The 13,480-nt window shown below is 45.1% G+C and carries 13 protein-coding genes; 5 read left to right on the top strand and 8 right to left on the bottom strand.

What is annotated here, in order from left to right; translation table 11 throughout:
• Positions 1 to 35 precede the first annotated feature (35 nt).
• A complete protein-coding gene (locus B5D54_RS00440; RefSeq protein ID WP_078924503.1) occupies positions 36 to 596 on the bottom strand; it encodes a sigma-70 family RNA polymerase sigma factor in 561 nt (186 codons plus the stop codon).
• A 68-nt stretch (positions 597 to 664) separates the two neighbouring features.
• Complete coding sequence (locus B5D54_RS00435) at positions 665 to 985, bottom strand: metalloregulator ArsR/SmtB family transcription factor (protein WP_078924502.1); 321 nt, start codon at positions 983 to 985, stop codon at positions 665 to 667.
• A gap of 245 nt (positions 986 to 1,230) precedes the next feature.
• Between B5D54_RS00435 and B5D54_RS00430 the strand changes: the two genes are divergently transcribed.
• Both B5D54_RS00430 and B5D54_RS00425 read left to right on the top strand, forming a co-directional pair.
• A complete protein-coding gene (locus B5D54_RS00430) occupies positions 1,231 to 2,721 on the top strand; it encodes a SulP family inorganic anion transporter (protein WP_078924501.1) in 1,491 nt (496 codons plus the stop codon).
• Positions 2,722 to 2,731: 10 nt separating this feature from the next.
• Complete coding sequence (locus B5D54_RS00425) at positions 2,732 to 3,580, top strand: universal stress protein (RefSeq protein WP_078924500.1); 849 nt, start codon at positions 2,732 to 2,734, stop codon at positions 3,578 to 3,580.
• 76 nt (positions 3,581 to 3,656) lie between these two features.
• On the opposite strand, the gene B5D54_RS00420 is transcribed toward B5D54_RS00425, so the two are convergent.
• The 5 genes from B5D54_RS00420 to B5D54_RS17180 all read right to left on the bottom strand — a co-directional run bounded on the left by B5D54_RS00420 (position 3,657) and on the right by B5D54_RS17180 (position 8,836).
• Positions 3,657 to 5,294 carry a BCCT family transporter gene (locus B5D54_RS00420; RefSeq protein WP_078924499.1) on the bottom strand — a complete coding sequence of 546 codons (1,638 nt, stop codon included), beginning with the start codon at positions 5,292 to 5,294 and terminating at the stop codon, positions 3,657 to 3,659.
• Positions 5,295 to 5,495: 201 nt separating this feature from the next.
• Entirely contained in the window at positions 5,496 to 6,719 is a 1,224-nt protein-coding gene (locus tag B5D54_RS00415) for an MDR family MFS transporter (protein ID WP_167514889.1), read from the bottom strand.
• Positions 6,720 to 6,852: 133 nt separating this feature from the next.
• Positions 6,853 to 7,620 carry an ABC transporter ATP-binding protein gene (locus B5D54_RS00410; RefSeq protein ID WP_078924497.1) on the bottom strand — a complete coding sequence of 256 codons (768 nt, stop codon included), beginning with the start codon at positions 7,618 to 7,620 and terminating at the stop codon, positions 6,853 to 6,855.
• Between the two features lies 1 nt (position 7,621).
• Positions 7,622 to 8,674, bottom strand: coding sequence for a FecCD family ABC transporter permease (locus B5D54_RS00405; RefSeq protein WP_078924496.1), 1,053 nt, complete (start codon positions 8,672 to 8,674; stop codon positions 7,622 to 7,624).
• 18 nt (positions 8,675 to 8,692) lie between these two features.
• Positions 8,693 to 8,836 carry a hypothetical protein gene (locus B5D54_RS17180; protein ID WP_154115722.1) on the bottom strand — a complete coding sequence of 48 codons (144 nt, stop codon included), beginning with the start codon at positions 8,834 to 8,836 and terminating at the stop codon, positions 8,693 to 8,695.
• 234 nt (positions 8,837 to 9,070) lie between these two features.
• On the opposite strand from B5D54_RS17180, the gene B5D54_RS00400 reads away from it, so the two are divergent.
• From B5D54_RS00400 to B5D54_RS00390, 3 genes are all read left to right on the top strand, one after another.
• On the top strand, positions 9,071 to 10,156 hold the full coding sequence (locus B5D54_RS00400) for an ABC transporter substrate-binding protein (RefSeq protein WP_078924495.1): 1,086 nt from the start codon (positions 9,071 to 9,073) through the stop codon (positions 10,154 to 10,156).
• Positions 10,157 to 10,330: 174 nt separating this feature from the next.
• Positions 10,331 to 11,263, top strand: a complete 933-nt coding sequence (locus B5D54_RS00395) for a homocysteine S-methyltransferase family protein (protein ID WP_078924494.1) — start codon at positions 10,331 to 10,333, stop codon at positions 11,261 to 11,263.
• Complete coding sequence (locus B5D54_RS00390; protein ID WP_078924493.1) at positions 11,260 to 12,612, top strand: basic amino acid/polyamine antiporter; 1,353 nt, start codon at positions 11,260 to 11,262, stop codon at positions 12,610 to 12,612. Before B5D54_RS00395 ends, B5D54_RS00390 begins: the two co-directional genes overlap by 4 nt.
• Positions 12,613 to 12,614: 2 nt before the next feature.
• Here the strand turns inward: B5D54_RS00390 and B5D54_RS00385 are convergent, their stop codons facing one another.
• Positions 12,615 to 13,472, bottom strand: coding sequence for a D-amino-acid transaminase (locus tag B5D54_RS00385; protein ID WP_078924492.1), 858 nt, complete (start codon positions 13,470 to 13,472; stop codon positions 12,615 to 12,617).
• Positions 13,473 to 13,480 lie beyond the last annotated feature (8 nt).

Raw genomic sequence — 13,480 nt, 5'->3', positions numbered from 1 at the left:
GAAAAACGGGACGTCAACGTTACAAAACTGTCGTACTAGTCTGGTCGAGGAACAAAACAGCACACTCGCTGCTGATCATCAAAACGAATTTGACATTGAGTTTTCAAGGTTTGGCGTAACTTTTCTCGGGCTCGCTGAATGCGAGATTTTGTCGCTGATAAACTTAAACCATGCTGCTGAGCAAAAGCGTGCTGGCTCATTCCGTTTAGATCACATGCTTCAATGATCATTTTATCTACGGGATCTAAACGTCGCAAAGCTTTGGGTAAGCACTGCGCAAGGCTGTCTACTGTTGGAGCCAAATCCTCCATCTCAGCCACCTTTTCAATCCACGATTCATCAAAACTTAGCTTCTCGTTTGCTCGCCATTGATCCGTTAATAAATTGGATGCAACCCGAAATAACCAAGCTCGTTGATGGGTGATATCACAAAAAGCACGCTCTTGTTGTAACGCTCGTAAAAAAGTCTCTTGCAGTAAGTCAAACGCTAAATCGTGATCTTGGCACTGCTTAAGTAGCCAACGAAAAAGTGCTGACTCTGACCGATGCCAAGTGTCCAGTAGGCATGGCATCGGTGTAGAATGAGTCGAGTTCATTATGCGTTATTTCATCCTATTTCAATCGTCACTCAATTTCCTATCACAGACCCCTCCACACCTCGCCTTTAACAAGGCTGAGATCCCAGTTTATACAGTTCAGCTTCAATCAAAGAGGGGTTTTGTATCAATGTAAGCTGTAATACTTGATCCATCCATTCAGGTAATTGTGGGTGTAATTGATAATAGACCCACTTACCGCATCGTTCATCCATCACTAAACCATGTTTTCTCAGCTCAGCTAAATGACGCGATACTTTGGGTTGGCTTAACTGAAGTGCATTCATTAAATCACACACACAAAGTCGCTCTTTTTTCTTTATTAATAACAGTGATTTAAGCCGCGTTTCTTCGGCTAACGATTTATAAAAACTTAATGGTTCATGCATGATTTCAAATATGGAAAAACGAATATTAAGGCAAACCCTAAATCCATAGAATCAAAGAGTCAATCATTGAACCTTATTCATTCACCCTATCAGGAGAATACTTCATTGACCTTTACACGATGAATGACTAAGATCCCTCACTCAAATACCCAGCAGGAGACCCAGTGGATGCCACTTACGCCGCCCTAGAACCGCCTTCACCTCTCACTTCACACCTTTTTATTCCATTTTTATAGAGAACAAACATGTTACAAAATATTAAGCGCAATTGGTTTTCCAATGTGCGAGGGGATGTTTTAGCCGGTCTTGTGGTTGCGTTAGCGCTGATTCCTGAAGCGATCGCTTTTTCTATTATTGCCGGCGTTGACCCTAAAGTCGGTCTGTACGCTTCTTTTAGTATTGCCGTGATTATCGCCTTTGTCGGCGGCCGCCCTGGAATGATCTCTGCCGCAACGGGGGCCATGGCATTATTAATGGTCACCTTAGTCAAAGAACATGGCTTACAATATCTGCTAGCGGCCACCGTACTAACCGGCATTTTTCAAATTGCGGCAGGTTACTTAAAATTGGGTAATTTAATGCGCTTTGTTTCTCGCTCGGTCGTAACTGGGTTCGTCAATGCGCTGGCAATTTTAATTTTTATGGCCCAGTTGCCTGAACTGACCAATGTCACTTGGCATGTCTACGCAATGACGCTCGGTGGCCTTGCCATTATCTATCTTTTCCCCTATCTCCCCGTGATAGGGAAAATGCTGCCTTCACCACTGGTCTGCATTATTTCACTGACGATTATCGCCATCAGCTTTGGTATCGATATCCGGACAGTAGGTGATATGGGCGAATTACCCGATACACTCCCCGTCTTTTTATGGCCAGAAGTGCCGTTGAACCTTGAAACTCTGCTGATTATTTTGCCCTACTCGGCAGGGCTTGCCGTGGTTGGTTTACTCGAATCGATGATGACCGCCACCATTGTCGATGATCTAACCGATACCAGCAGTGACAAAAACCGTGAATGTAAAGGCCAAGGTGTAGCAAACATTGCTACAGGTTTTATCGGCGGCATGGCCGGCTGTGCGATGATTGGCCAATCGATCATTAACGTAAAATCTGGCGGACGAGGTCGTTTATCCACTTTCTGCGCTGGGTTATTTTTATTGATCATGGTGGTCTTTTTAAGCGACTGGTTAAAACTTATCCCCATGGCAGCGTTGGTGGCCGTGATGATCATGGTTTCCATCGGTACATTTGCTTGGGGTTCGATTAAAGATCTTAAATCTCACCCTATTTCGACCAATATTGTCATGATTACCACCGTGGTAGTGGTGGTCTTCACCCATAACTTAGCGATCGGGGTTGGTATTGGAGTATTACTCGCCTCACTGTTCTTTGCTAACAAAATTGGCCGTTTTATGGTGGTGAAAAGTGCTCTCTCTCAAAATGATGCCGAACGTATTTATCATATTGTTGGACAAGTCTTTTTTGCCTCGTCAGATCAATTTATTAAGTCATTCGACTTCAAAGAGGTGATTGAGCGTGTCACTATCGACCTCTCAGCCGCTCATTTCTGGGATATCACCGCGGTATCCTCATTAGATAAAGTGGTCATAAAATTTCGCCGTGAAGGCACCGAAGTTAACCTTGTGGGTATGAATGAAGCGACCGCCACCATTGTGGATAAATTTGGGGTACACGATAAGCCTGAAGAAGTTGAAAAACTCATGGGCGGACATTAAGGAGCAAGTCATGACAAATATTATTGCCTGTATCGATGGTTCTAGCTACTCACAGTCAGTTGCGGACTTGAGTATTTGGACTGCGCAAACTCTGTCTGCACCGTTAACGCTTTTACATGTGCTCGACAAATCAGAACGAGAAACTGAGCCAGAGCTTTCGGGGAATATTGGCCTAGGGAGCCGTGAGCATCTATTACAAGAGCTGATTGAGTTAGATGAAAAACGAGCCAAAGTGGCATTAAGACACGGAAAGGCACTACTCAATGAGTTAGAAACCAAAGCATTAGAGTCAGGCTTTTCTGATCTCAATAAATTACAAAAACATGGTGATTTACTAGAAACGCTCCTCGATATGGAGCAAAACATCCGCGTACTTGTGGTCGGTAAATCGGGCGAAATGAACCAAAGCAATACCAAAGCGGTGGGTTCACAATTAGAGAGTGTTGTTCGTACTATTAAAAGTCATATTCTCGTCGCTACTGGAGACTTTACCCCTCCCGATAGCTATCTATTAGCTTTTGATGGCAGTGAGATTAGCCAGAAACTGGTTGAAAAAGCTATCAAAACCCCACTATTAAAAGGGATGAAGTGTCACTTAGTGATGGTAGAAGATGCCAATGACAAAGCGGTGGCTTTTGCAAAAGCGGCCCAAAAACTGCGAGAAAATGGCATTGAGGTGGTTGAGGCCAGCTTAACAGGTGAAGTCCACCGTGCGATTTTAGATTACCAAGAGAAAAATGCGCTGGGTATGATTGTTATGGGGGCTTACGGACATTCCAAACTCCGCCAGTTTTTTGTCGGCAGCAACACCACAAAAATCATTGTTGAATCTAACGTTCCTCTATTACTGATTCGCTAACGACCGAACACTCTGTGAGTGTTCATCATCCAATAAAAAGCCCTAACGATGGTTAGGGCTTTTTTATCGATCTCGATTATTTGGCTTTTCTTGGTTCGCTCATTAACCCTTTAATTAACGAAACTGCCGCGACTAACAATACGATAGTAAACGGAAAACCGGTGGTAACGGCCATCGCTTGCGCCGCCGCAAGCCCACCACCTAACATCAGAGAAATCGCCACTAAGCCTTCAAACGTACACCAAAAAATACGTTGTGGTGTTGGTGCATCCACTTTACCGCCCGCCGCTATGGTATCAATCACCAAAGAACCGGAATCTGATGAAGTAATAAAGAAGACCACTACCAGAATGATCCCAACAACAGAAGTGATACTCGCTAAAGGCATTGCATCTAACATCGCAAACAGTTTGACAGGTAAATCCGCACCGATCACCGCCTGATAGCCATCATTCACGTATTGGCTAATAGCCGTACCACCAAAAGCTGTCATCCAAAAAACACAAACCGTCGATGGAATAAGAAGCACACAAACAATGAATTCACGTACGGTACGTCCTCGAGAAACTCGCGCAATAAACATCCCGACAAAAGGTGACCAGGAGATCCACCATGCCCAATAAAAGGCGGTCCAACCTTGTGAGTAATTAACATCTTCTCGAGCAAAGGGCATCGATAACTCAGGCAATGTCGTAATATAGGCAAGAATATTGTCAAAGAACCCCGTCAAAATAGCGATAGTCGGTCCAGCGATCACAATAAATAACAGCAATAAAGCAGCAAGCCCCATATTAATTTCAGATAAGCGCTTAACCCCACTATCAAGGCCAGCCACTACTGAAATTAATGCAAACGCAGTAATCACGATAATCAACACCACTTGGGTGGTGTCCGTTAATGGTACCCCAAAAAGGAAATTCAAACCGGTAGCGGCTTGAGAAGCCCCATAACCCAGCGAAGTCGCAAGCCCAAATACCGTAGCAACAACGGCTAGAATATCAATGATATGCCCTGTCCAACCCCAAACACGTTCACCAAATAAAGGGTAAAAGACCGAACGCATCGTCAGTGGAAGCCCTTTATTAAAAGAGAAAATCGCCAATCCTAAAGCCAGTAGAGCATAAATTGCCCAAGGGTGCAGTGCCCAGTGATAAATGGTTGCCGCCATCCCAAGACGACGAGCCGCTTCGCTATCGCCAGCCGCTCCTCCTAATGGAGCCCAATCCGTCCTGACTCCATTTTCCAATACCGGACCAGATAAAGCACTACCGAAGTGAGACATCGGCTCCGATACCCCAAAGAACACCAAACCAATTCCCATGCCGGCAGCAAACAGCATCGCAAGCCAACCCGCATAAGAATAATCAGGCACAGCATCGGTTCCGCCAATACGAACTCGTCCTAGTGGTGACACCACTAACCCTAGGCAAACTAAGACAAAAATATTACCGGAGAGTAAGAAAAACCAATCCAAATGTGAAGTTAGCCAACCTCTCATATGAACAAACAAGGGTTCCACTTGTTCTCGAAAAATCAGCGTGGCAAACACAAAGATAACGATAGCTAACCCGGATACCGCAAACACTCGGTTATGGATATCTAGCCCAAAAGGACCAACCGATACCACAACGTTATCCTGTCCAACCGTATAGTCTGTATCGATTGGATTTACCTTGCCACTCGGGCGAGGAATTCCACCATTATCACTACTCACATATTCCTCCTCATAACGTGATCATCAAAACCAAAGCCGTCATCTAAAAATAGGAGTTTTCAGCCATTCTGTCTGTTTTTTTAGCAAAAAACGGGCATAGTCATTGCTGCCAATGAACACATTGTATTGATAAAAAGCATTTATGAATAACATCAAAGCATTACAGATACAATGCCACTTAGAAAACCAATTTCATAAAGCTCACCTTGAATGAGCAAGCGAAGAAGCACGCTGAACTTGATAATAAAGCCATCCTCCAGACAGCATGCCTAATAAAGCCAACGTTAACCATATCCAATTTGCAGAGAAATGTTGGTCTAATAACCATCCGGCAGAGCTGTTTCCGACAAAAGCAAACAGCCCTCCAATACAAGATTGCAGACCATAGTAACTGGCTAATTTTTTTGACGGTGCGAAATTTGGTACATAAGCACCCAGCAATGGGAAAACCATCATCGATCCCAAGCTAAGCAGTACTGCGCACAAGATAAAAGGCAATGCAGGCCACAATGGAAAGGAGAAACTGAGAATTAAAAAGGCACAACCCATAATCGTCATTCCCCACCCCATGCCTTTTGCCGTACCAAAAGAGCGGTCTATCCAACGGCTGATAGACATTTGTAAGGTGACCCCCATGAGGGACGCTATCATAAAAACCCAAGTAATCACGCTAGGGTCATTGGTTTCCGCCCTTGCATGAGTCGGAATCGCCATATAAAGCTGGTGGAATAGCACTTGATAGATAGACGCTGCAATAACAAAGGCCATAAACGGTTTGTTGCATAACATCAGCCCCCATTCCCGCCAAAATGCCTGACGAATAACCGGCGCACTTTCCGCTTGCTGAGGTAAGAAAAACCACTGCAATACTAACAATAAAGCAAACACTCCCGCAGCCAACACCCCAACGAAAATAAAGCTAAAAGACAATAACGTGAGGCCAACTAATGGCCCCATCAGCATCCCAGCTTCACTGGCGAGATTTTGTAGAGCAAAAACGCGATTACGTTGCCGACTTTCTGGGTATTCCGCCGCAAGATAGGCTTGGCTACTCGGCGTAAATAATGCGCCCGCAAACCCAGTAGCAAAGGCGCCCATAATGATCCAACTCAACTCACTACTCACAGCCAGCAGCAAGAAACCAACAATCCTGACGATACAACCCAGTAAAATCATCGGCTTATAACCGAAATGATCCCCTAACGTTCCGCCCACTAAGAATAACCCTTGCTGACTAAGCACGCGTAAACCAATCACAAGACCGATATAAGCACTACTCAATCCTAAGCTTTGCAAGTGATCTGCAAGGTAGGGCATCAACATATAGAAGCCAAGGTTAAAACTCAGGCTATTGGCCACCAACACTTTTCCAGCGGGGGACAAGCTTTGCCAATCTTTTAATGTGGAAGTCAGAGAACGGCGCATTATTTGACTAGCGCCTTCTCTTCACCGAACTGAATCATGTTTATCCTCTTTATTTTTATCGCTGTCATCGTGTGACTAAAAACGTCCTAAGGCCCATTATCACAACCAGCCTCAAGCCTTGTATTTCTCTTCCCTATGCCGAACGTCGAGTACGAACAAAAGGAACCCCTCTATCGTCCACCAGTACATCCGCATCCACTTGATACAATTGGTATATCAATTCGGAAGTCAGGAGATCTTGCGGTTTTCCTTGGGCTAACAACTGCCCTTGTTTCATCACTAAAAGGTTATCCGCATATTGCGCGGCAAGATTAAGATCATGCAACACCATAACCGTGGTGTATTGATGCTGACGGGTTTGGTCAACCAAATGCTCAAGCAACACATGTTGGTGGTGTAAATCGAGCGCACTAACGGGTTCATCCAACATTAAGATGGAAGGATTGCGCATCAATGCTTGAGCAAACAAGATCATCTGGCACTGCCCTCCACTTAAGGTTCTGACATCTCGATGCGCCAAATGACGTAAACCTAAACGAGAGAGGATCGACAGGCCATCATTCAACATCCTATCATCAATGCGCATACTCAAGGCATCCAAACGCCCAAGCAAAATCACTTCAATCACCGACAAGTTGACATCAAGATGAATGTCTTGTGGCATGTAACCAAACTGTTGACGCCATTGCGCAAGATGGTGCTTATTGAGTCTCTGTTGATGAAAACGGATCTCACCTTCTTGCCACCGTATATCACCAAACAAGGTTTTGAGTAAGGTACTTTTTCCTGTGCCATTGGGGCCAAGAATTGCCGTTACTTGACCCGGTTGTAATGAAAAACTCACCCCATCCGCCAAGACTAAATCACCAAATCGAACATGAAGATTGTTAACTTGTAACATATTAACGCGCCTTGCCAATAATGAGCCAAAAGAAAAAGGGCACTCCAACAATGGCGGTCACAATACCAATTGGGAACAGCGCTCCTGGAACAATTACTTTCGATAAAACAGAGGCGGTAGAGAGTAAAAATGCACCGATTAAAAAGGATAAGGGAAGAAAGAAACGTTGATCCTCACCGACCAAAATCTTAGCGATATTGGGAGCGACAATACCAATAAACCCAATAATACCCACGAAGCTGGTCACCGTGGCCGTCATCAGTGCAACGAGAAATAATGTTTTTAACCTGAGCCGAACAATATTCACCCCGAGGCTTTTTGCCCGCTCTTCCCCTAAACGCAGTGCCGTTAACTTCCAAGCATCTTTTAGTAACAGTACAACACTCAAACTGACCACGACAGCGGTGATCATCAAGTTATTCCACGTTGCTTTCGATAAACTGCCAAACAACCAAAACAAAATTTGCTGGCTTAGCTCCGGTGAAGAGATGAACTGCACTAAGGAGAGTAAAGATTGAAATAAAAATAGCAAAGCGATACCGGCCAAAATCAACTGCCCAGAACCAATATGACGAACCGATGCAAGAGCAAAGAGAAAGCAAGCAGAAAGCATACAGCAAACAAAAGCGCCTAAGGGAACCGCAAAATGGCTCTCTATCCCTAGCGAACCAACATAAAGTACTAAAGCGGCACCAAATCCAGCTGCGGCAGCCATTCCCAACGTATAAGGGCTCGCCATTGAATTATTCAACAACGTTTGCATTTCTGCACCGCCCACCCCAAGCGATCCACCAACGAAAATGGCCATCAATGCAATAGGCAATCGTAAATTTTTGACAATCACTTGTGTGGAAGCATCAACCTGAAAAGGAAGCCCCATCCATTCCAGTAATGCATGCAGTACCGAGGTCACATCGATCATCGAGGGGCCGGTCATAATATCTAGAATAAAGGAGGCGATGAGCAATAAACCGAAGCCAAATAACATCCAACTACGGCGACGTTCACTTGCTCGCTGTGTTATGACAGCATCTTGTAATACATCAGAGATCATTTTTATTCGCTCAGTCTTTTAGTCACCAAGAACAACAGGGTGGGAGGAAAAGTCGATGGCAACCTGACAAGCGAGGAAACCGTCGTGCATATTTATTTTTGAAGTCGCCAAACCTGATGGCGCAGTAATGGTAAAAGAGGTGAGCAAAGTCTTTCTTTTCATTCTTATTTTCTCGAATAAGCCTGTGGGTGATTAATCGTACAAGCATTGAATCTGTGCGCATTACGCTGACTTAGCTGCGAATAATAGCATTCAACAAATGATAATTACTACCGTTCAAACAGTCTAAATAATAACTATTTGCATAATCATTTAATATATTCTTATAATCATTTCGAAAATCTAACGCGATCCAGCGCTCAACCCTTATTTAATGGCATATAAAGAGTTTACCGTATGTACAAAAAATTCCTGCTCATGGCTTCACTGGCTTTTAGCGCCACAGCCTTCTCAGCGGTGACCACCGTTACCGATGTATTAGAAAGGCAAGTCACCTTTAACGCTCCCGCTCAACGCGTTATTGTTGGGTTTTACCCTGAAGACTATATGGCGATTGGTACAGAAGCGGCCTATGACAACGTCGTTGGTATGTCAAAATACATCTGGCAAGCTCGGCCAGCCAACTGGGAGATGTATGTTAACCATCGTCCCTCACTGGATGATATCCCTGAAATTGGCCGAGTGGATACCAATTCATTTTCGATAGAAAAAGTGATCAGCCTAAACCCTGACCTCATCCTATTAGCCGATTGGCAATATAAGGCCTTGAGCACGGAAATCTCTCGCCTTGAAGCAATGGGCATTCCTATTGTGGTTGTCGATTATAATGCTCAAACGGTAGAACGGCATGTAAAAAGCACTCAACTGATTGGCATCATCACGGGTCAAGAAAAACGGGCTGAAACCATTGCGAATGAATATCAGGAAAGTGTAGAGAAGATAACTCAACGACTGGCTGCGGCAAATAAACCTCAACCAAAAATCTATACCGAATATGGTGCAACCGGTGTGAATGAAGTGGGCTACACCTTTGGTAAAAACATGTGGGGGGCTATCTCAACCATGGCGGGTGGCGATAATATTTCAGCCCCTTATGTCGAATGGTGGGGAAAACTTAACCCTGAACAAATCATTGCCAGTAACCCCGATGTGATTGTCATTACAGGGTATGAGTCCGGCACCGCCAGCAATGCAATGCTCATAGGGCAAGACGTACCCGAAGAAACGGCAAAACAACGGCTAGCGGGCTTTAAACAGCGGCTGGGTTGGTCTTCCATTAATGCAGTAAAAAACAACCGGATGTATGCCGCCTATCATGGTGCATGTCGAACCATTATGGATGGCGCAATGATTCAGTTTTATGCCAAGGCGCTCTACCCTGATGTCTTTACTGATCTCAACCCCGAGCAAGCCTATCTGGATTTCTATCAAAAATATTTACCGGTTATCCCTCAAGGCACCTTCGTCACTCAACTTCCTTAATCCTCACCCATTGAGCCTAACGATACCGTTAGGCTCAATGCTTATCGATTCATCACCCATCTCAATCAATCATTTTTAATCACAAACCATTTGTATTTTTCTTTCTTTTGATTTAGCCTTTTAGCCGTCTAAACATCTAGACTTTTTGAATTCTAATTATAATGAGGGATGACTATGTCAACGCATGCGGTACGAATATTGGACGGGGGAATGGGGCGAGAGTTGGAGCGCCGGAAAGCACCTTTTCGACAACCTGAGTGGTCGGCACTTGCTCTAATGGAAGCACCAGAAATCGTGGAAGAGGTACACCAAGCGTTTATTGAGAGCGGAGCTCAGTTGATAACCAGTAACAGTTATGCACTTGTCCCTTTTCATATTGGTGAAAAGCGTTTTAGCTCAGAAGGGTTAGCTTTAGCTGATCTCGCAGGGAAAGTGGCACGTCAAGCCGTCGTCAACGCTCATCATCCGGAAACCTTGGTTGCGGGATCTCTTCCACCACTGTTTGGTTCCTACCGCGCAGACCTCTACCAACCAGAAAAAGCAGAACAGATAGCCACGCCACTCATTCAAGGCCTCACTCCTTATGTGGATCTTTGGCTGGCTGAAACTCAAAGCTTAATTGAAGAAGCATTAGAACTGCATCGATTAGTCAAAGCGTTAGATAACCATAACAAACCTTTCTGGGTCTCGTTTACGCTTGAAGACAGTGAGGCGACAACATCCCCCACCCTACGCTCTGGTCAATGTGTAGAAGAGGCGGTCAAACAAATGGCCAGCAGCGGTGTTTCGGCCATCTTATTTAACTGTTGTCAACCCGAAGTGATTGAAGACGCCCTCCGTGTTGCGAAACATACCTTGACTCAGCTTGGCCACTCTAATATTGAACTTGGCGCTTATGCCAATGCTTTCCCTCCTCAACCCAAAACCGCCACGGCGAATGATGGATTAGATGAGCTACGTGATGACCTCACCCCACTCAGCTACTTAGATTGGGCTCAGCGATGGCAACAACAAGGCGCTTCTTTGATTGGAGGGTGCTGCGGTATTGGCCCAGAACACATTGCACTCTTAAGCCAACATTTTGCCTCAAGTGAGGTGCGCGGATGAAAGGAAATCAAAAACTTGGCCTAACCATGTTAACCGCATTGGTTTTCAGCTCTATGGTGGGCGCTGGTGTCTTTAGCCTGCCACAGAATATGGCTGAAGTCGCAGGGGTTGATGCGATTATTACGGCATGGTTCATCACCGGCATTGGCATCATGCTGCTGGCAGGATGTTTCCTGTATTTATCACGATTAAAACCCGATCTTGATGGGGGCATTTATACCTACGCTCGAGAAGGATTTGGGGAGGTAGCTGGATTTATCTCTGCATGGGGTTATTGGCTCTGTGCCACCATTGGCGTCGTTGGTTACTTAGTGGTAGCCTTTGCGGGCCTAGGGGCTCTATTGGATACTCCCGAGCACATCATTTTTGGCGATGGTAATACGCTAAGTTCCTTTATCGGCGCTTCACTCGTTTTGTGGTCAGTCCATTATCTTGTCTTACGAGGTGTTAAACAGGCAGCATTAATTAATTTACTCGCCACGATAGCTAAAGCTCTTCCTCTCTTAGCCTTTATAGTGGTGGCTTATTGGGCATTTGAACCCGCCACCTTTCACTATGATCGAGCCGGAGAAAACTTAAATACCCCTTTTATTGATCAAGTTAAAAATACCATGCTGATCACTTTATGGGTCTTTACCGGAATTGAAGGGGCCATCGTTTTATCGCTGCGGGCTCGCAAACGCAATGACATTGGCAAAGCGACGTTCTTAGGTGTCTTGTTCGCTTTGGTGCTTTATGTGGCAGTCACCTTATTAGCGCTCGGCGTCATGAGCCGTTCCGATGTCGCAGGGCTTTCAAACCCATCCATGGCTGGCATCATGGCACATCTTGCCGGAGGCCCGGGACGGCTATTGATCAGCCTCGGGCTTATTGTGTCGGTCCTTGCCTCTTATTTAAGCTGGATACTTTATGCCGCAGAAGTGCCTTATATTGCTTCGCAACACGGTGCTTTTCCAAAACGTTTTACTCGAACCAATGAACGTGGAACCGCTACGCATGCGCTGATGCTGACCAGTTGTACTATTCAATTTTGCTTATTGATGATTTTATTTACTGGAGAAAGTTACAACGCGTTAGTTTTGCTCTCAACGTCGATGATTCTTATCCCCTACTTTCTTGTTGGGGCTTATCTGGTTAAGGTTGCTTTCAAGCAGCAACTAAGCTGGAGGATAACTCTGGTTGGAATGGGAGCCAGCCTTTATGGAATCTGGCTTATCTATGCCGCTGGGTTAGACACGCTTTTACTCTCAAGTGTGCTTTATCTGCCTGGGCTTATCTTATTCTTCTCTACTCGGCGCAAGGCACCCAGCGCAAAGCTGGGTGAAATCACGAAAGAGCATAGCTCATAAATTTATTGAGCGAACTCAAGGGCAGTCTTGATATAGATGTCGCGTAATCTCAGTGAAATCTCACCGGGTTTACCCTCACCAATCGGCTTACCATCAATCGCTACCACGGGCCAAATGAACGTGGTAGCCGAACTGATAAAAGCTTCTTGGGCGGCATATGCTTCTTCGATAGTGAAAAACCGCTCTTCAACCACCATCGAATATTCTTTGGCGAGAGCCATGAGTGAAGCTCGTGTTATTCCATGAAGAATATCATGACTCAGAGGACGCGTGACCAAGGTTCCTTCTTTAGTAACAATGTAAGCGTTACTCGATCCCCCTTCGGTCACAAACCCCTCTTCAATCATCCATACATCTTCAGCGCCTGCCAAATGTGCAGCATGCTTTGCCATGCAAGCGGGGAGTAAACTGGTGGTTTTAATGTCACGACGACGCCAGCGGATATCGTCGATAGAAATCACTTCGATACCCGTTTTAACTTTCGGACTTTCAATCAACTGGCGTGCTTGTGTGAATAACACAAGAGTCGGCTTAATCTCTTCACTATAAGAAAAATCTCGATCACCTTCTGAGCCACGCGTTAACTGAAGATAAATTCCCCCTTCGACCAAACCATTTTTTTCAATCAGTGTACGCTGGATTTTCGTTAACTCGTCTCCTGTCACTGGCAGCCTTATCCCAAGCTCTCTGGCAGAACGTTCGAGTCTGGCTAAGTGCCCAGAGTGATCGATCAATTTTCCCTTTAACACCGCGGTGACTTCATAGACGGCATCTGCAAATAAAAAGCCGCGATCAAACACTGAAATGGTTGCCGCCGACTCTTTCACATACTCGCCATTTAAATAAACTATCCGTTCCATCACTTTTC

It is taken from the genome of Vibrio cincinnatiensis DSM 19608 (assembly GCF_900167345.1).
In the GTDB taxonomy this organism is placed as follows: domain Bacteria; phylum Pseudomonadota; class Gammaproteobacteria; order Enterobacterales; family Vibrionaceae; genus Vibrio; species Vibrio cincinnatiensis.
This window is presented reverse-complemented; position numbering and strand designations above follow the sequence as displayed.